At 47.9% G+C, this 18,900-nt stretch carries 15 protein-coding genes; 9 read left to right on the top strand and 6 right to left on the bottom strand.

Annotated elements, in window-relative coordinates; translation table 11 throughout:
* Nucleotides 1–6: 6 nt before the first annotated feature.
* Genes deoB through ACRRNK_RS04975 form a run of 3 tightly spaced genes read left to right on the top strand, consistent with a single transcriptional unit; the run spans nucleotide 7 to nucleotide 3,294 of the window.
* Nucleotides 7–1,185: a phosphopentomutase gene (deoB, locus tag ACRRNK_RS04965; protein ID WP_433945697.1), complete on the top strand. Its 1,179-nt coding sequence runs from the start codon at nucleotides 7–9 to the stop codon at nucleotides 1,183–1,185.
* A gap of 47 nt (nucleotides 1,186–1,232) precedes the next feature.
* On the top strand, nucleotides 1,233–1,940 hold the full coding sequence (gene deoD, locus ACRRNK_RS04970) for a purine-nucleoside phosphorylase (protein WP_433945698.1): 708 nt from the start codon (nucleotides 1,233–1,235) through the stop codon (nucleotides 1,938–1,940).
* 52 nt (nucleotides 1,941–1,992) lie between these two features.
* On the top strand, nucleotides 1,993–3,294 hold the full coding sequence (locus ACRRNK_RS04975) for a pyrimidine-nucleoside phosphorylase (protein WP_433945699.1): 1,302 nt from the start codon (nucleotides 1,993–1,995) through the stop codon (nucleotides 3,292–3,294).
* A 66-nt stretch (nucleotides 3,295–3,360) separates the two neighbouring features.
* Here the strand turns inward: ACRRNK_RS04975 and ACRRNK_RS04980 are convergent, their stop codons facing one another.
* Nucleotides 3,361–5,052 carry a methyl-accepting chemotaxis protein gene (locus ACRRNK_RS04980; protein WP_433945700.1) on the bottom strand — a complete coding sequence of 564 codons (1,692 nt, stop codon included), beginning with the start codon at nucleotides 5,050–5,052 and terminating at the stop codon, nucleotides 3,361–3,363.
* 403 nt (nucleotides 5,053–5,455) lie between these two features.
* Between ACRRNK_RS04980 and ACRRNK_RS04985 the strand changes: the two genes are divergently transcribed.
* Nucleotides 5,456–5,620: a hypothetical protein gene (locus ACRRNK_RS04985; protein WP_433945701.1), complete on the top strand. Its 165-nt coding sequence runs from the start codon at nucleotides 5,456–5,458 to the stop codon at nucleotides 5,618–5,620.
* Nucleotides 5,621–5,917: 297 nt separating this feature from the next.
* On the opposite strand, the gene ACRRNK_RS04990 is transcribed toward ACRRNK_RS04985, so the two are convergent.
* A complete protein-coding gene (locus ACRRNK_RS04990) occupies nucleotides 5,918–7,078 on the bottom strand; it encodes an MFS transporter (protein WP_433945702.1) in 1,161 nt (386 codons plus the stop codon).
* A 181-nt stretch (nucleotides 7,079–7,259) separates the two neighbouring features.
* On the opposite strand from ACRRNK_RS04990, the gene thrC reads away from it, so the two are divergent.
* The gene (gene thrC, locus ACRRNK_RS04995; RefSeq protein ID WP_433945703.1) at nucleotides 7,260–8,660 is read left to right on the top strand and encodes a threonine synthase; all 1,401 of its coding nucleotides are present in this window, start codon (nucleotides 7,260–7,262) and stop codon (nucleotides 8,658–8,660) included.
* A 123-nt stretch (nucleotides 8,661–8,783) separates the two neighbouring features.
* Here thrC and ACRRNK_RS05000 read toward each other — a convergent pair whose 3' ends face one another.
* Nucleotides 8,784–10,502, bottom strand: coding sequence for a methyl-accepting chemotaxis protein (locus tag ACRRNK_RS05000; protein WP_433945704.1), 1,719 nt, complete (start codon nucleotides 10,500–10,502; stop codon nucleotides 8,784–8,786).
* 142 nt (nucleotides 10,503–10,644) lie between these two features.
* Here ACRRNK_RS05000 and ACRRNK_RS05005 point away from each other — a divergent pair, with 142 nt between their 5' ends.
* Nucleotides 10,645–11,403: an exodeoxyribonuclease III gene (locus tag ACRRNK_RS05005; RefSeq protein WP_433945705.1), complete on the top strand. Its 759-nt coding sequence runs from the start codon at nucleotides 10,645–10,647 to the stop codon at nucleotides 11,401–11,403.
* A gap of 33 nt (nucleotides 11,404–11,436) precedes the next feature.
* Nucleotides 11,437–12,825 carry an aldehyde dehydrogenase gene (locus tag ACRRNK_RS05010; protein WP_433945706.1) on the top strand — a complete coding sequence of 463 codons (1,389 nt, stop codon included), beginning with the start codon at nucleotides 11,437–11,439 and terminating at the stop codon, nucleotides 12,823–12,825.
* Nucleotides 12,826–12,883: 58 nt separating this feature from the next.
* On the opposite strand, the gene ACRRNK_RS05015 is transcribed toward ACRRNK_RS05010, so the two are convergent.
* Together ACRRNK_RS05015 and ACRRNK_RS05020 are read right to left on the bottom strand one after the other, a co-directional pair.
* Nucleotides 12,884–13,651 carry a MerR family transcriptional regulator gene (locus tag ACRRNK_RS05015; RefSeq protein ID WP_433945707.1) on the bottom strand — a complete coding sequence of 256 codons (768 nt, stop codon included), beginning with the start codon at nucleotides 13,649–13,651 and terminating at the stop codon, nucleotides 12,884–12,886.
* Between the two features lie 237 nt (nucleotides 13,652–13,888).
* Nucleotides 13,889–14,989 (bottom strand): VanZ family protein, encoded by a 1,101-nt coding sequence (locus tag ACRRNK_RS05020; protein WP_433946806.1) that lies wholly within the window; start codon nucleotides 14,987–14,989, stop codon nucleotides 13,889–13,891.
* Between the two features lie 167 nt (nucleotides 14,990–15,156).
* On the opposite strand from ACRRNK_RS05020, the gene ACRRNK_RS05025 reads away from it, so the two are divergent.
* A complete protein-coding gene (locus ACRRNK_RS05025) occupies nucleotides 15,157–15,918 on the top strand; it encodes an SDR family NAD(P)-dependent oxidoreductase (protein WP_433946807.1) in 762 nt (253 codons plus the stop codon).
* 28 nt (nucleotides 15,919–15,946) lie between these two features.
* Complete coding sequence (locus ACRRNK_RS05030; RefSeq protein ID WP_433945708.1) at nucleotides 15,947–16,600, top strand: sulfite oxidase-like oxidoreductase; 654 nt, start codon at nucleotides 15,947–15,949, stop codon at nucleotides 16,598–16,600.
* Between the two features lie 193 nt (nucleotides 16,601–16,793).
* Here ACRRNK_RS05030 and ACRRNK_RS05035 read toward each other — a convergent pair whose 3' ends face one another.
* Nucleotides 16,794–18,857 carry a WG repeat-containing protein gene (locus tag ACRRNK_RS05035; protein WP_433945709.1) on the bottom strand — a complete coding sequence of 688 codons (2,064 nt, stop codon included), beginning with the start codon at nucleotides 18,855–18,857 and terminating at the stop codon, nucleotides 16,794–16,796.
* Nucleotides 18,858–18,900: the final 43 nt, after the last annotated feature.

Consider the following 18,900-nt stretch of genomic DNA (forward strand, 5'->3'; position numbering starts at 1 on the left):
GTTAACATGGCTGAATTTAAAAGAATTCACGTACTCGTTATGGACTCGGTGGGAATTGGAGAAGCGCCGGATGCGGCGAAGTTCGATGACTATGATGTGGATACCTTCGGACATATCGCTGAGGCGGTAGGGGGCCTGACGATGCCCAATATGGCTAAGCTGGGCCTATCCAATATTAAGGAAATAAAAGGTGTACCGAAAGCGGACAAGCCTTTGGCTTACTATACGAAGATGCAGGAGGCCTCCAGCGGAAAAGATACGATGACAGGCCACTGGGAGATCATGGGCCTGTATATTGACACGCCGTTCCGCGTATTCGAGCATGGATTTCCGGACGAATTGATTCAGCGTATCGAAGAGAAGACAGGACGTAAAGTGATCGGGAACAAGCCGGCCAGTGGAACGGAGATCATTGACGAACTTGGAGAAGAGCACGTGAAGACAGGAGCCTTGATTGTCTATACTTCAGCAGATTCGGTGCTCCAAATTGCGGCCCATGAGGATGTTGTTCCACTTAAGGAGCTGTACGAGATTTGTGAGTTCTGCCGTGAAATCACTTTGGATGATCCTTATATGCTGGGCCGGATCATTGCCCGCCCGTTCATAGGTGAGCCCGGGAAGTTCACCCGTACTGCGAACCGTCATGATTATGCGCTCAAACCATTTGGCCGCACGACGATGAATGAGCTTAAGGATGCGGGTCTGGACGTGATTGCTCTTGGTAAAATTTCTGATATTTACGATGGAGAAGGAGTAACGAAAGCAGTTCGGACCGTCTCCAATATGGACGGCATGGATAAGCTCGTGGAAGTGCTGGACGAGCCGTTCACAGGAATCAGCTTCCTCAATCTGGTTGACTTCGACGCGCTGTACGGACACCGCCGCGACCCGGAAGGCTATGCGAAGGCGCTCGAAGATTACGACGCAAGATTGCCGGAAGTATTTGCGAAGCTGACCGAAGAGGATCTGCTGATCATTACCGCAGACCATGGGAATGATCCAACATACAGGGGAACCGATCATACACGTGAATATGTGCCGCTGCTGGTCTACTCACCGAAATTTAATGGAGGACATGAGCTTCCGCTGCGCAGCACCTTCGCCGATATCGGTGCAACTGTGGCCGAGAACTTTGGGGTTAAGCTCCCGGAGCATGGAACCAGCTTCCTGGCTGATTTGAAATGATTATTTGGTCATCTTATTTAGACTATTTTACTTAGGAGGATTCACACATGAGTGTTCACATTAACGCACAAAAAGGCGATGTCGCCGAGACAATTCTACTTCCGGGCGATCCGCTTCGTGCCAAGTATATCGCAGATACGTACCTTGAGGATGTTACCTGCTACAATCAGGTCCGCGGTATGCTTGGGTTCACCGGAACCTATAAAGGCAAACGGATCTCCGTTCAGGGTACCGGTATGGGCGTTCCATCCATAAGCATATATGTGAATGAATTGATCAGCGAGTACGGGGTCAAGAATCTGATTCGTGTGGGGACCTGCGGTGCTATGCAGCAAAATATCCGTGTGCGTGATGTCATTCTTGCCCAGGCATCTTCTACGGATTCCAGTATGAACCGCCATGTATTCGGCGGATTTGACTTCGCGCCGGTTGCAAGCTTCCCACTGCTCAAAGCAGCTTATGACCGTGCGGTGGAAAAGGGACTTCAGCTTCATGTCGGCAACATCTTCAGTTCCGATATGTTCTACCGGGATGACAAATCTATCACTCAGAAGCTGATGGATTATGGAGTTCTGGCTGTGGAGATGGAGACTACGGCACTCTATACGCTCGCTGCTAAATTTGGTGTGAATGCATTGACGATTCTTACTGTAAGTGACCATCTCTTGACAGGCGAAGAGACTACATCGGAAGAACGCCAGACTACATTCAATGAGATGCTTGAAGTAGCCTTGGATACGGCAATTACACTATAGGCTTAGGCTTTCAGTGCAGCGCTTGCGAGATCAAGTGAGGAGTGTGTAAGTAATGAGAATGGTGGATTTAATCGAGAAGAAGCGTGACGGCAAAGAACTGACAACAGAAGAGATTAACTTCATTATCGAAGGTTACACCAAAGGCGAAATTCCCGATTATCAAGTCAGTGCGCTGGCTATGGCGATTTTCTTCAAGGATATGAATGACCGTGAACGTGCTGATCTGACTATGGCGATGGTGAACTCCGGTGAGACGATTGACTTGTCTGCCATTGAAGGTGTGAAGGTAGATAAGCACTCTACCGGCGGTGTTGGCGATACCACAACACTTGTGCTCGCTCCCTTGGTTGCAGCTTTGGATATTCCGGTAGCCAAGATGTCTGGCCGCGGGCTTGGACATACCGGAGGAACGATTGATAAGCTCGAAGCCATTAAGGGCTTTCATGTGGAGATCACGAAGGAAGAATTCACGAATCTCGTGAATGATCACAAGATTGCTGTAATTGGACAGACCGGCAACATCACGCCTGCGGACAAGAAGCTGTATGCGCTGCGGGATGTTACCGCTACGGTTGACTCAATTCCGCTGATCGCAAGCTCCATTATGAGCAAGAAGATCGCAGCGGGCTCGGATGCCATCGTGCTTGATGTGAAGACTGGAGCAGGCGCATTTATGAAAACAGCTGAAGACGCCAAGGCACTCGCCCATGCCATGGTCAGCATAGGGAACAATGTCGGCCGCAGAACGATGGCAGTTATCTCTGATATGAGTCAGCCTCTGGGCTACGCGATCGGGAACTCCCTGGAAGTGAAGGAAGCGATTGACACCTTGAAAGGGAACGGGCCGAAAGATCTTGAAGAGCTCTGCTTGGCGCTTGGTCGTCAGATGGTTTATCTGGCGGGTAAGGCCTCTTCTCTGGAAGAAGCGGAGGAGAAGCTGAAGGAAGTGATCAAGAACGGGAAAGCCTTGGAGAAATTCAAAGAGTTCGTTACGAATCAGGGCGGAGATGCCACGATTGTCGATCATCCTGAGAAGCTGCCGAAAGCGGATTATCTAATTGAGGTTCCGGCCAAATCAGATGGAGTTGTAGCCGAGATCGTAGCTGATGAAATTGGTACCGCGGCGATGCTCCTGGGCGCAGGCCGGGCAACCAAAGAGTCTGAAATTGATCTGGCTGTGGGCTTAATGCTTAACAAAAAGATCGGAGATCAGGTTAAAGCAGGAGAGTCTCTGGTTACGATTCATGCAAATCGGGAACAAGTGGATGAGGTCATTGAATTAATCTATGCTAATATCCGAATTGCGGATCATGCTGAAGCTCCCGTGCTAGTACATGATATTGTAACTGAATAAATTAAATGAAAGAGAGCATGGATCCTTGGGGATTCATGCTCTCTTTGCTGTTCAGATATAGGAATATTAATTCAGTTTGAACCGGGAAAGGACCCTATGCAGATCATCTGCAAGTCTTGAAAGTTCATGTGCGGAAGAAGCAATCTCCTCCATACTTGCCAGCTGTTCTTCGGTGGAGGCTGAATTGTTCTGACTGGTAGCCACGACCTCTTCACTGGATTTGGAGACCTCCTCCATGAAGCTGACTAACCGCTGACTTCCCGAGGAGAGAGTCTGGATTGTCTCTGAAGTCTGATCCACTTGGGCAGATACTTCAGCCGCCTGGGTCTCGATCATTTGGAACCTGCTGCCCATCTCAATCGTTTTGGTGAGTCCCCGTGTAACTTTTTCGGTACCTGTATGCATGGCAATTACGGCTGTGTCTGTCTCAGAGACTATACCTTGAATAAGTTCATTAATTTGCTGAGCGAATTCCTGAGACTGTCTGGCCAATTGCCGAACTTCCCCGGCCACTATCGCGAAGCCCCGTCCTTGTTCGCCTGCTCGTGCTGCCTCAATCCCTGCATTAAGTGACAATATATTTGTCCGGTTAGCGAGTTCTGTGATCATGCTTGTGATGCTGTTAATTTGCTGAGACCGTTCACCCAGCGATTGAATAACGGATGCCGCTTCCTGGACCGTTGTCTGAATATCCTGCATCTCGATCAGAATGTCCTGAATGGCAGAGGCTCCTTGGGTTGAGGCCTCGAGTGAGGAGGCAGACAGTTCGGATACCTGCTGGTTACTGTCTTTGACAATCTGAATTCCTTCAGAGATTCGCTGAATACCCTGTACGGCCATGCTTACATGAGCCTGTTCTTGATCGGCGCTGGTTACGATCTGCTGAGTGGATTCCACGATATGCTCCGTTGCCTTGGTCGTATGCTCCGCGCTTGCGGTTAATTGCTCCGAGGAAGCAGCAACCTGAATAGCTGTGTCTTTGGCTTGAATAAGAATCGAACGCAGATTGCGGATCATTTCATTATAAGAACCTGCCATATCAGCCAGTTCATCTTTTGATCGCAGCTGAATCTCACGGCTCAAATCACCGTGACCCTCTGCAATTTCTTTCATCTGGCGGTTGATAACTTTAAGGGGCTTGGTGATGGAGCGCGCGACTTGCCAAGCGATTACCCAGGCAATAATCACGGCAGCTGCACATATTATAAATAGCAGCAATTCCTGCTGCTGGTTCTCTGTCTGCCTTGAAAAGTTCTCTTCAGCGGTCTCTTTATCGATTTTATCGGTAACCTGGTTAAGGGCTGACTCTAATTGTTTGCGGGTTTGGCGTTCTTCATTGAAATGGATATTCACGGCTTCAGCAGACTTTCCCGCACTCATGCTGGATAGAACGCGCTGGCTTGCTTCAGCATAAGTATTGTAATCCTGTTCTAGTTCAGCAAGGACCTTCAGATAAGAGTCATCGTGACCCGGCTTGGCCTTAAGTGAAATGAAGAGTTCCTGAACCTTCTTACGTTTGACAGCCATTTCTTCAGGGAATTGCTTATCTCCATTCAATAAATAAGCGCGTTCGTCGTTGGATATCCCGGTTAGACTGTACTGAAGTGCTTTCAGAGAGTATCTGAAATTGGCATCATGGGAGGCCTCCTGCTCGACCCCTTGTGACCGCTTCATTTGATAGAAGGAAAGTGCGGAGATCGAGATAAGAAGAGCAATCATTACGGTAAAAGCCAACAACAGTTTGTTTCGAATTTTCATAACATTCCTCTATTCTGACTTGAAATATAGTTATACAGAATTATTCGACAATTTTCGTCATATTCCTTCTGTGACGAGATATACTTAGCGATTATTTTCACTGACTATTCGCCTAATTCCTGTTAAGTCTATGGTCCTCAAAATTAAGCGCTTTCAAATAAAACAGGGTCCTAAACTACGGAATGATGATCCTAGCCCTTTTTTCGCAGATGATATCCCGCAGGTCACAATTCTTTTATTTTATGGCCATAATTCCTAGCCCTTTACTCCCTATTATTGTAAAAGATGTTTACGTTATATCGATTTCGGGTATTGTAGTAACAAAATTAAGTTATTTATGGATAAAGATGAGGGCGAACCGGTCCTACAGTCTGTCCCGATAATCAAGTTAGGAGGAACTATTGTGAATCTAAATGTACACCAAGCCATGGCCTACAACTATTATCAACCTTATAGACCTCAGAACATGAACATACAGAAGAAAGATAATATGAATGATAACTCCAGAAGCTTCAAAGATATTTTGAGCGAGAAGATGGGTTCATCTAATTCAGGTCTTAGAAAATAGAGAATTCAGGGCTTAGAGAACAAGCTTAATATTCTACATCACATAACAGCGAAGAAGATCAATACATAGAGTTCTGAGAGAGGTTCAATCCTGGTAATCCAGAGGTTGGGCCTCTTGCTTTTTATTGTTCCCTTTTCCAGCCCATGAGCAGCCGTGATCCATTATTCAAATACTGGAGCTTTCGAGCGGACTTTCGTGAGTGGGGACAGTAAAACAGCCCATTCCCTTGGTGCAGCTAGGGAATGGGCTGAAGTTCTGTAATCAGAGTCTGGTGGCGGGTAAAGATTCATAAAGGCGTTATTCTACCCTTTCAGACTGTGAGTGTGTACCGTATACCCGGTTCAGCACGATTCCAAACAGCATCCCGATGAAGGACATAACTGAAATGACGAGGAAGAGGGTCTTGCCGCCAAAGCTTTCATATATGGCTCCCCCGGCGTAAGAAGCGATAATCCCCGATACGCCAAAGAAGAGCAGGGCTAGCACAGTTTGGCTTGTCGCACGCCACTCCACAGGAGCTATCCGGTAGAGGTATTGAATAGCAGCTGAATAGAATATCGGAAAGGTGACAATTTGAAGCACCTGCAAAAAGACTAGCAGATGAGGATCTACGACCCAGGCCGAAATGAAGAATCGAAGGAAGTAGAAAGCACCTGCAATTGAGATCATCATAAGCTCGTGTCCTTTGCGCATCCACCAGAAGCTGAGCGCGAAGACGACGATCTCACTGCCAGCTGCCAAGAACCAGGCTTGCCCCACTAATTCAGAACCCCCGCCCAGTTCACGGATGTACACGCCAAGGAAAGTATCATTCATTCTGGCAGGTACCGAGCTAATGAATACGAGAACCAGAAAGAGCAGGGTCTCCCGGCTGCCTAGGAACGTCTTAAGACTTGCCAAGGTGACTGGCTTGCCTGCAACAGGGGCGTCCGGCATGAGCAGACTAATGATAAAGCCCATAACGCCGATAAAGGCGAAGAGATAAGCCAGACTGTGAGCTCCATATCCTGTCATGATGTATCCGGCAGCAAGCGACATGACGGCATATCCCAGTGCTCCATAAGTCCGAATAGAGCCATAGCTGACTCCCGCTGCCTCGCCTACTCTGAAATTCAGACTCTCAGTAAGCGGATCGATTGGCATGAGGAAGAAATATAGCAGCATCGCATAGGTGATTAGCAGTGTATAGCTTGAAGAATCATACAGCAGATAACCAAGCAGAGTTGAAAATATCAGCAGCAGCAAGAGCACCTTGCGGATGGTTTTGGTCCTGTCGCTGATCATCCCCCATAGAGGCTGGGCAATAATGGTGACAAATCCACCGCTGCCGACCACAAATCCGATTTGTGCGGGGTTCAGTCCTTGTTCGCTAAGATACACGGGTAGAAATGGAATAAATACGGCCAATAGAGCAAAATACAAAAAATTAAATGTGCGTAAAGATGCAGTTGATTTCATGGTTGTCCCTGCCTTAGCTTGAATGGATGTAATGCAATCTATTTATTGTATCACGGGTCCTTTAGATTCCAAATCCAACAATTAACTTCCATGGAATCGTTGAATTTTGAAAATAGTACTTGGTTGCGGCTCCCTGAAAGGTTAATATAGACATAATCAAATTCATATTTGGAGGCAGAGTATGCAATATGTAAGTACACGGGGGCAGGTTGCACCCAAAGGTTTTATTGATACCGTGCTCATGGGGCTGGCTGATGATGGGGGACTAATGATTCCTGCCGAGATTCCAGTAATCTCCCCTTCGACATTAGAGACATGGAAGAGCCTTAGCTATGAGGAGTTGTTCCAACAGATTTTCTCCTATTATATTAATGATGAGATTCCGGCTGAAGATCTTAAGGCGATGGTCAAGCGGAGTTATGCAAGCTTCCGTACACCTGAGGTTACACCAGTTAAGAAAATCAACGATTCTCTGTATATTCTGGAATTGTTCCATGGTCCTACTTTTGCATTTAAGGACGTAGCCCTTCAGTTCATGGGTGAGTTCTATTCTTATGTCTCGAAGAAACAGAATGAAATTATTCATATTCTTGGTGCTACCTCCGGAGATACTGGAGCAGCTGCCATTCAAGGTGTTCGGGGCAAGGAAGGGATCAAGATCTGTATTCTGCACCCACACCAGAAGGTAAGTAAGATCCAGGAGCTTCAGATGACCACGGTGAACGATGAGAATGTGCTGAACTTATCGGTCAAGGGGAATTTCGATGACTGCCAGAAAGTGATCAAGGACTTGTTCGCTGATCTGGACTTCAAGGCAAAGCACCATCTGCGTGCTATCAACTCCATCAATTTTGTACGGATCCTGGCACAGACCGTGTATTATTTCTATGCCTACTTTCATATTGATGCTGAAGCTCAGGCATCCAAGAAAGTTAACATTAGTGTGCCATCAGGTAACTTCGGCAATATCTTCTCCGGCTTCCTGGCGAAGAAGATGGGACTGCCTATTCATAAGCTGATTATTGCCACAAATGAGAACAATATTCTGGAGCGCTTCGTGCGCACTGGAGAATACAAACCAGGCGATTTCAAGAGCACGCACAGCCCTTCGATGGACATTCAGGTTGCGAGCAACTTCGAGAGATATTTGTATTACCTTCTGGATGAGAATGTAGAGAAGGTGTCTGAGTATATGAAGCAGCTGCAGACAGAAGGCAAGATCGTGGTAAGTCCAGAGCTTCTGGCCCGCGTACAGGCTGATTTTGCTGCTTATGGGGCTTCCAATGAGGAGTGCTTGAAATATATCGGCGATTATAATCAGAAGTATGATTACCTGCTTGATCCGCATACCGCTTGCGGAATTGCTGCTTATCAGGAATGCAGTGAGGAAGATGAGGTAACCATTACCTTTGCTACCGCTCATCCAGCCAAGTTCGATGAGGCCATCGCCCTGTGCATGATTGAGCAGAAGTTCCCTGAGGAGATTTCGGCACTACTCACTAAACCACAGTATCAGCATGTGGTTGACCATAATCAGGATGAAATTGTCCGTGAACTGGAGACATTCTACGGGGACAAGTAAAGCTTTGATGATTAGAAAAACCTTCGATGCCCACTCTTGAGGCGGGATCGAAGGTTTTTTTGTTGTCTGCACATAAATTCCTATCAGAATTGATATTCAATTCCGGTAAGTGGTGTCTTTCGGTTACAGACGGAACCGGGAAGAAAGACCTTGAAGCTCCACGGCCATGATCGTTAAAGAATGCACAGCCTCTTCAACCTCTTTCATGGTTGCAAGCTGCTGCTCAGAGGCCGCAGCTACGCTTTGTGTCTTGGTGAATGAAGCGGTAGCGATCTCCTCCGTAACATGCAGAGAGGAGCTGACCTCCTCAGAGCTTGCTGAGATTTGTTCGGAAGCGGCAGACACCTCTTCAAGCTGCTGATTCACATCCTGAATCGATTTGGTGATCTGGTTAAAGGAGCGTTTCGCTTCCTCCATACCTTCAAGGCCCAAATGGATCTCGGCCTTCTCCTTCTCCATCATCTTGACGGCCTCAATGGTAGACGTCTGGATCTCCGTAATAATTGTGGAGATTTGTTCAGACGACTGATTGGATTGCTCGGCCAGCTTGCGAACCTCCTGGGCCACGACGGCAAAGCCTCTGCCGTGTTCCCCGGCCCGGGCCGCTTCAATGGAAGCATTCAGGGCCAATAGGTTGATCTGGCCTGAGATGCCCTTGATCAGATCGACTATGTTGCCAATCTCCTGTGAATGCTCATCCAGCTTACGGATCACGGCTTCAGAGGAACGGGACTTCTGCAATATGGAGTCGAGCTGGCTGCTGACATACTTAATTTTATCCCCGCCGAGATTGGCTTGTTCTGCCGTGAACTGGGAGATTGCCGAGACATCAGCTGCTGATTCCGCTACCCGCTGGATACCAGTGGCAACCTCCTCCATAGCCCGGCTGCATTCCTTGGAGCTGCCTAACTGGATGTCCGAGCCTTCGGCGACCTCTTGTATTTCTACTGCAATATGTCCGCTGGCTTCACTAGTCTGCTTGGAACTGGCAAGCAGTTCCTCCGAACTTGCCGAGAGCATTTCAGCATGCATACCGATTCTGGATATGATCTCCCGAAGACTGTCTACCATGTCATTGAAGCCCTTCGTTAATACGCCAATTTCATCTTTAGAGATGTAGTGACCATTCACAGCTAAATTTCCGTTCTGGGCTTCTACCATGAGAGATTTCAGCTTACCCAGCGGGCGGGTGATCATTCTGGATAAGATCAGGCTGATCGTTCCGCAGATCAGAAGGGAAGCAATCAGAAGAATAATGGAATTGCGCTTGCTGTCAGCTGCATCATTCTTATTGCTTTCGTTCAGAGTAGTAGCGGCTTTCTGGTTCAGTTCCTTGATCTTGGTGAGCGTGTTCATGATATCTGTTCGAATCGGCATCACCTGAGAGTCGAAGATCGTATAAGCTGCATCAATCTGATTCGCGTCAAGCTTGCTCAGCATGGCATCCCGGGCTTGATTGCTTGTCCCAATCTTGCCTTTGAAGTTATTGTATAGCTGCTTGGTTTCCGTTGATAGGCCAATTCCCTCAATCTGCTTCTGGGCGGCGATGCTGCTTGAAATTAATTTTTGAATCTCACCATTAATCTCTTTCTGCTTCGTCTCATTCTGATTGCTTTCCATCATGAGCTCTAGCTGTAGAGTGTTAATTTGGGCATTGTTCGTAATGATCTGATTAATCAACTCGTTTGGCACCATGTTGTGCGTATACATTTGTTTGGCATTATTATTGATTTTGTCCAGGTAATAATAACCCGATAGGCCGATCAAACACATAAAAATCGTAGATAGACCGATTAATCCCATAATTTTAACAGAAACCCTCTGATTCACAAAAAATCTCATTCTTACAACCTTCTTTCACCCGGTGTCTAAAAGATTTCAAAGTCTTTGTTCTCTATATATCGTATAATTTAGGCTGTTCCTAAAGATGATTTAGATAGTTTGTGAAATATGGGTTAAATTACCTAGTGAGCAGGGGGAGAATATGAAGCTGGTATCCTGGAATGTGAACGGGCTGAGAGCCTGTGTAAATAAAGGCTTTAATGATTACTTCGACGCGGTGGATGCGGATATATTCTGCGTTCAGGAGATCAAGCTGCAGGAGGGCCAGATTGAGCTTGATCATGGCGGGAGATATGAACAGTATTGGAACTACGCTGAGAAGAAAGGCTATTCAGGTACGGCTGTTTTTACCAAAATAAAGCCTATCTCCGTAAGGTATGGTCTGGAAGAGGATCACGAGCCGGAGGGCCGTGTGCTTACGCTAGAATTTGAACAATTCTATCTGGTGAATGTCTACACTCCGAATGCCAAGAGAGATCTGGCTAGACTGGATTATCGGCTGGAATGGGAAGACCGGTTCAGAAGTTACTTGAAGGGGCTCGATGCGCTGAAGCCGGTGATTGTGTGCGGGGACATGAATGTGGCTCATCAAGAAATCGATCTTAAGAACGCGAAGGGCAACCGCAATAATTCAGGCTTTACCCCGGAAGAGAGGGAGAAGATGACCCTGCTGCTGGATGCTGGATTTGTGGATACCTTCCGTTACTTTTACCCGGATCAGACGGATGCTTACAGCTGGTGGTCCAATATGCCAAAGGTAAGGGAGCGGAATGTGGGCTGGCGTATCGATTATTTTCTAGCTTCGACCAGGCTTGGACCAAAGCTTGCGGATGCGCGAATTGATGCTCATATTATGGGAAGCGATCATTGTCCAGTCGTCCTGCTCCTGTCTGATATATAAACTCGGAGACTATACTCAGGGAAGAGGTATCATGTGAATAACGAAGCTTCAGAGCTAGACATTCAGGAATTACTCACCAGGCAAAAGCTTTATTATAAAGAGGGTCACACACGGAGCGTCTCGTCAAGACGGCTCATGCTGACCCGTCTTAGTGAGGTACTCAAATCGAGGGAACCCGAGATTATGGCCGCGCTGCGTCAGGACCTGAACAAATCTGAACTCGAATCCTATAGTACAGAAATAGGAATTGTACTGGAGGAGATCAGACACATCTGCAGACGTCTTACCCGCTGGGCGAAGCCGCGCAGAGTGCGAACCGTGCTTACGCACATTGGCTCGAAAGGCATGATTGTACCGGAACCGTATGGAACTGTGCTAATTATTGCACCTTGGAACTATCCTTTCCAGCTTGCCATCTCTCCACTTGTAGGAGCTATTGCGGCGGGAAATACGGTCCTTCTTAAGCCTTCTGAGCTGTCACAGGCCGTATCGGATCTGCTTAGACGCATCTTGGCTGAAGTGTTCCCTGAGGAGTATGTCGCTGTAGTTGAAGGCGGTGCGGAGGTAAGCTCCGAGCTGCTCAAACATAAATTTGATTATATCTTCTTCACCGGCAGCGTGAATGTAGGACGAATTGTAATGGAAGCCGCTGCGAAGCAGCTTACCCCTGTGACTTTGGAGCTGGGAGGTAAAAGTCCTTGTATCGTCCACAAGGATGCGGATATCGGGCTTGCTGCGAGAAGAATTGTCTTCGGGAAATTTACGAATGCAGGGCAGACCTGCGTAGCGCCGGATTACTTGTGGGTCCATCGAGATGTGAAGGAAGAGCTGCTGCAGGAAATGCGACGTGCGATTCACGACTTTTACGGAAAGGACCCGATAAGGCATCCCGATTATGGCCGGATTGTAAGCCGGCGTCACTTTGACAGGCTGGTTATGTTCCTGCAGGATGGACAAGCGGTTCTGGGCGGGCAATACGATGCGGGAACCCTTAAGATTGAGCCTACCGTTCTGGATCGCGTTACTTGGGACATGCCAGTGATGAAAGAGGAGATCTTTGGCCCGGTGTTCCCGGTGCTGGAGTATGAGGATCTTGATGAGGTAATTGCCGGAGTTCGCAGTCATCCAAAGCCTCTAGCCCTGTACTTGTTCAGTCAGAGCAAGGGGATTCAGAACAAGGTGATTAATTCCTTATCCTTCGGCGGGGGGACGATTAATGATACGTTGATGCATCTGGCAACTCCTTATCTGCCCTTTGGAGGGGTAGGGGACAGCGGAATGGGAAGCTACCACGGCTTCGAGAGCTTTAAGACCTTCTCCCATGAGAAAAGCGTCCTTGTTCAGACAACGCGCTTCGACTTCGCGTTCCGCTATCCCTCTTCCAAGAACGCACTGCGTATACTGAGGAAGCTTATGAAATAACATGAAGGGCAGTATCCTGATTTCCCAAGGATACTGCTCTTCATTTAGTGTTATTCGCTTAGGACTGTTTGAGTCCCGTATAGACTAGAATCGCATCTCTTAGAAACTCAGCAGTTCCTGGCTGCTTCTCATCATAATGTGCTTTGAAGCGTTCATCCTCAACATACATTTGAGCGAGTCCTGCATGCGCCTCTTTGCTGTAATGGCTCCAGTAATAGGTCAGCCACTGCTTATGCAGATCGGCGGCCTTCTGGGCCATCTCGCCCCCGGGATCGCCCGTCTTGAAGGCTTCAGCCAAGGTGGCATACAGCTCATCAGTGAGACGGGTAAGCTCTTCGTGCTGCGCCTCAGTCATGTTCTTAAGCTTCGCGTTGGACTGATCGATTGCCTCGTTCCCATATTTATTTCGTATTTCTTGACCGTATTTGCGTTCATTTTCATCAATCAGCTTCTGTTTGAATCCCTCGAATTTCTCATGGTCTGTCATAACGGTTCTCCCTTCATGTACAGCAATCGTCTTCTCCACATTCGCGATGAGAAGGTCGAGCTGTTTTCTTTTGCCAAGGAGTTGTTCCCAATGTTCCTTGAGTGCCTGAGCTCCGTCAAATGAAGAAGCGTTCATCATCCCCCGAATTTGTTCCAGACTAAGCCCCAGTTCTCTATAGAAAAGAATGTGCTGGAGTCTGTCTACCTCACTCTGGCCGTAGATCCGGTAACCTGACGAGTTGATTCTTGCCGGCTTAAGAAGGTCAATCTCATCATAATAGCGAAGCGTTCGGGTACTGATTCCAGCCAGATGACCGAGCTTTTGTATGGTGTATTCCATCCTGGCATCCCTCCTGACAAATTAACTGTACTTCTTAACGTAACGTGAAGGTCAACATATGTTTTTGATTATACAGAAATCTATCTATTTAGGTGAAAGAAAGGGACATCGATTGAAGCCGATTCGGCATTGTTGCTGTCACGGTGCCGAATACGATGGGGAATGAATACGGTTGCTTGTTAGCTGACGCAACAAAGGACCCTCAAAGGGGTCCAATATTGTCATGAGTATACATGCTTACTCCTTCTTCTCTGGCCAGGTGATCTTGTGCGAGGTTCGGCTCCACTTCTCATAGAATAGCTGATCTTCTCGTTTGAAGATCCGGCTGACCAGATGGACAAAGAATATCAGGTTCACGAGAAAAATCAGAAAGTATAGGGGCAGTGCGAGCAGGCTTGGAAGCTTCTCAAAGTGAAGGGTGCCCATACGGAATACACTAAGCTGGCCGAGCACCCAGTACAGCAGGCCGTAGCGGTAGATCAGAGACAGCAGGGTTAACGACCCATCAGAGCGGATTAAGTGAATTCGTACCAACCACTTGCCAAGGGTTCTGCCTTTGAAAATATAAGGCAGGAGCATGAAATACAGACCGGTGGATATGAAATATGCGCCGGGAATGCGAATGAACCTGAACAGAGTGTAGAGAATAACCCATAGGAGCAAATCGGTAAGCAGTGCGATTCCGCGTCTTGTATAGGTTACCCTTTTGGTTGTCTTATCCAGATTGGCATCCAGCCGATCCATTCGGGGCAGCAGCCTGGAGATCCACTCGGCGATGAGGAAGCCGATAATTCCACCAAGCGTATTCGTGATCAGGTCATCCACATCAGCAAGACGATAGGGATGGTCGTAGAAGCCGTAAATCCCCGTCAGCTGAGTCAGCTCAAAGAATAGGGAGAGTGACAGCGATAGGATAAGGCACTTGATCCACCCAGTTCTGAAGTAGTACCGCATGAATATACCGAATGGTATAGTCAGTGCGACGTTAAACAGGACCTGTAGAGATGCGCGTTCCCTCAGCAATAGCAGATATGACGAGAGGCTCGTCAGCTTAACATGGGTCTCGCTAATAATATCCTGTACAAAGTTCAGAGGGATGAGCTGCAGGGATCCTCCCGCTGGAGCGGCATTATGCCTGGAAGCGGGGAACGGCAGAAGGATTAGATAGAATGCATTCATGAGGTAGAGCAGGAACAAATACAACATAAAGGCTCTTACCTTATTGATGTAGCCGTGTCTACGGTACTGCACAATCAGGAACGGCAGCGTGAACAGAAGCGCGGCAATGGGGAAAGTAAGAAAAGCATAGGAAATCGGAAAAAAGTAAGCTTGAAGCATAAATTCACCTGCTAATAATTTATTGATTTGTTGATTGCACCATTCATAATATACCATTTATCTGCTTTCAGCGCCGAACTTGACTGCTGCAACAGCAGGATATCTCTTGGCCAGCGAAGAATATACCCTGGGATACGTTGACATCACAGCAGGGGAGGAATTTCATGATTTCGATTGATTTGACAGGCAAAACCGCTCTGATCACAGGAGCGAGTGGAGAGCTTGGTCGTGTAATGGCGAGTACACTTGCCCGAAGCGGAGCAGATATTATTATTCATTATTTCAGTAATAAGGCGAAGGCTGAATCCGTTCAGCGGGAGGCCCAGCAGCTTGGCCGCAAGGCCTATATCATTTCTGCGGACATCTCCAAGCTGGATTCAGTTCTGCAGATGAGAGATACAATCCAAAGTGAATTTAAGCTGCCGGAGATCATCGTGGCCAATGCCGTCTCCCAGTACAGCTGGACTACGGTGCTTGAGCAGGATCCAAGCGATTATGTAGATCAGTTCAACTCGACCGTTCTACAGGCGGTTCATTTATCTAAAGCGTTTGTTCCCTATATGATTGAGCAGCAGGGCGGCCGCATTGTCGCCATTAATACGGAATGCTCCATGCAGAACTTTCCTACCCAGTCCGCTTATGTGGCAGGCAAGCGAGGGATGGACGGCGTCTACCGCGTGTTGGCCAAGGAGATTGGGGAGCATCAGATTACCGTGAACCAGGTCGCGCCAGGATGGACGATCAGTGAGCGGGACCGTGAGAACAATACGGAGCACAGTGAATCCTACGAGCAATCCGTTCCGCTCAAACGCCGCGGCACAGACCAGGAAATTGCCAACGTAGTAGCATTCTTAGCTTCAGATCTGGCTAGCTTTATTACAGGTGCCTATGTGCCGGTCAGTGGCGGAAATGTAATGCCATCAATCTAAATGAATGTAGATAAGGGAGGCGTGACCCATGCGTGACAAAGCTGATTGGTTGAAAACGGCTAAAGTTCCGGACCGGCCACATTCAGATGCTTCTATGCAGTATCGATTGCCCCCCGGACAGACTTTGACAGAGAAGTTCCCAATTCTGCACGAAGGTCCGGTACCCGAATATGAAATGAACAGCTGGACGCTTCGTGTATTTGGCGAAGTGGAAGAAGAGCGGATCTTCAGCCTGGATGAACTCAAAGCCCTGCCACAATCGAGGTCTGAGAGCGATATCCACTGCGTAACCCGGTGGTCCAAGTTCGACACCCGCTGGGAGGGTGTGAAGTTCAGGGACTTTATGAAATCACTGCGGGTCCTGCCAGAGGCCAAGTATGTTATGATTCATGCGGATACGAATTATGAGACCAACCTGCCGCTGGAGGATTTGCTGCATGAGGATGTTCTGCTTGCTTTCAACTATGACGACAAGCCCTTAACCCCCAAGCATGGTTATCCCCTCCGTCTGGTTGTACCCCATTTATATTTCTGGAAAAGCGCCAAGTGGGTTCGGGGCATCGAATTCATGAAGGAGGACCGGAAGGGCTTCTGGGAAAGTCATGGCTTCCATAACACAGCTGACCCGTTCAAGGAGCAGCGGTTCTCCTCGGATGAGTACGAGATGCCGGAAGGTGAATAGGAATACAATGAGTATGATTGAGCGGGGTACCCGCGTGAGATAAATATATAACGTACTGAAGCCTGTCTCTGCGTGAATACGCTGAAGACAGGCTTTTTAGTATCTGTTAGGAGTAGGGGCTGAGATGAGATTACTTTACAAAGGTGATCAGGTCAAGTCATTGGTGTAGCCTCCAGAGCCATCCAAGTATTACCTATGGAAGTTTGACAATCTCGGCCTTGTAATACCACTTGCCTGTAGAATCAATATATCCATTGTCCGTTTTGGTAACAACCCAAGCCAACTTGTTGCTGTAAGGTTGAACCTCAACAAATTCGAATGACGTTATTCTCTTGCCTGAACTGTTAATGATCGCCCAAAGCCCGTTCTTCTTCACGCTGGCCAAGCCCTCCTGGAAGGGAGCGGCATCATCATACTGCGGCGATATGATGAGCTTGCCTTGAAGATTGGTATAGCCCCACTTCCCTTTTACCTTAACAGGGGCGAGAGAGGAGCTGGAGAATGGTTTCGCGTCCTCGAACTGAGGCTTTATCGTCCAAGCTCCCGCTTTATTGATATAACCCCATTTCCCGTTCTGCTTGACCGCAGCCGCGGGTCCCGTAAAGGAGCCTGCGGCTGAATATACGGCTTTGATCACGAGCTTTCCTTTTGTATCAATAAATCCCCATTTGCCATTGATTTGCACGGCCGCTAGGTTATTGGCATAGGACTGTGCGGATGAGAACTGCGGTGGGATGACCATTTGACCGGATAAATTAATATAGCCCCACTTCTTGCCAACCAGCACGGGAGCAAGTCCACTGGCATAATCGTTCAGGTCTGGATAACGGTTCTGGCCGATATATTCGCCTTTCGTATTGATGAACTGCCATCCTTTGTCATCCTTCACGGCAGCCCTGCCTTGATGGAAATCTCTTATGAGTTTATACTCACCCGGGAATGCAGGCTCACCGGTAGGGGTAATAAAACTCCATAAGTCATTTGAGGCGCGATGAACCGCTGCGAGTCCTTCCGAGAAAGGCTTGACCCGATAATAAGTCTGACCGTCTTTTACGACAGAGCCCTTGTCATCCAGGTACGTCCAAGCAAAGGTCCATTCATTAGGATGCCAAGGGATAGGCAAAGCATAAGTAACCGTCTGGCGTGTCATAGGTACAGGAGTTGGAGGCATTATATTTGCGGGTTCATTGGAAATTTGCCCTTCTTTGTTATTTCCCCATTCAAATAGCTGTCCACCTCGGGTGAGGGCTGCCGTAATCTCTTCTCCGCTTGCAATTTCCGCTACACGGTCAATCGTGTTCAGCTTGATAGGTCTTGGCCGAGGCTCTGTCGTTCCATCACCTACCTGGCCATATTCATTCGGCCCCCAGGACCAGACCTGGCCCTCTTTGGTGAGCGCGTGAGTTTTCGAGACCTGAACAATGTCTGTTAAGGAAGGCAACGGGATAGGATCTTTAAAGTAGCTGTATTCCATCTCGCCAGTTCCGATACTCCCTTGGTAATTGATGCCCCATTTTACAACAGTGCCATCCTGCAAAAGCGCGATATCGCGGGATAAAGACTTTACGCTGCTTAAGCCATTAAAAAGAATAGGGGAGGTAACGATCTCCTTCTTGCACTTCCCGCCGCTGCATTGGATGACCCCGCCCCATCTCCACACCTGGCCATTGGAAGTGACAGCAAGACCTTCATCGGAAGAAGCCGTAATGGCTGTAACATTGGAAAGAGATTGTACTTGAACCGGGAGTTCTTCATCATGGCCGCTTTGACCGTTTCCCAGCTGACCGACTTTATTGCTTCCCCAGCCCCATACGCTGCCGTCCTTGCGAAGAGCAAGGGTATAGTATGCGCTGTCTGCAATATCAATGACATCGGATATCCCGCTTACTTGTCTAGGCACCGAGTCAACTTGGCCCTGACCCAACTGCCATACGGTTCCGTCCTGCTTCACGACCCTAGAATGATCGTAGCCTGCGCTAATGAGCTTCACCTTCTCAAACCCTTTGATCGGAACAGGAACGTTGTGATAGCTGACATTATGGTCACCCAGCTGACCATAAATATTATTCCCCCAGCCCCATACGTTGCCGTCCGTGTCTAAAGCCAGAAAATGATAATATCCTCCTGCGATCTTCGTGAACTTCACGCTCTGACTGCCCGCAGCTGCTGCGGAGACACCCGAATAAGACGTCTCGCATAGCAGTAAAACGCAGAGAGCGAGAAGGACAAATTTTAACCTGGAATACGTTGAATGCATTTCAAACCTCCATATTTTTGAATAAAAGTATTTCATCCTACTT

This window comes from Paenibacillus sp. SN-8-1, from assembly GCF_050995535.1.
GTDB lineage: Bacteria > Bacillota > Bacilli > Paenibacillales > Paenibacillaceae > Fontibacillus.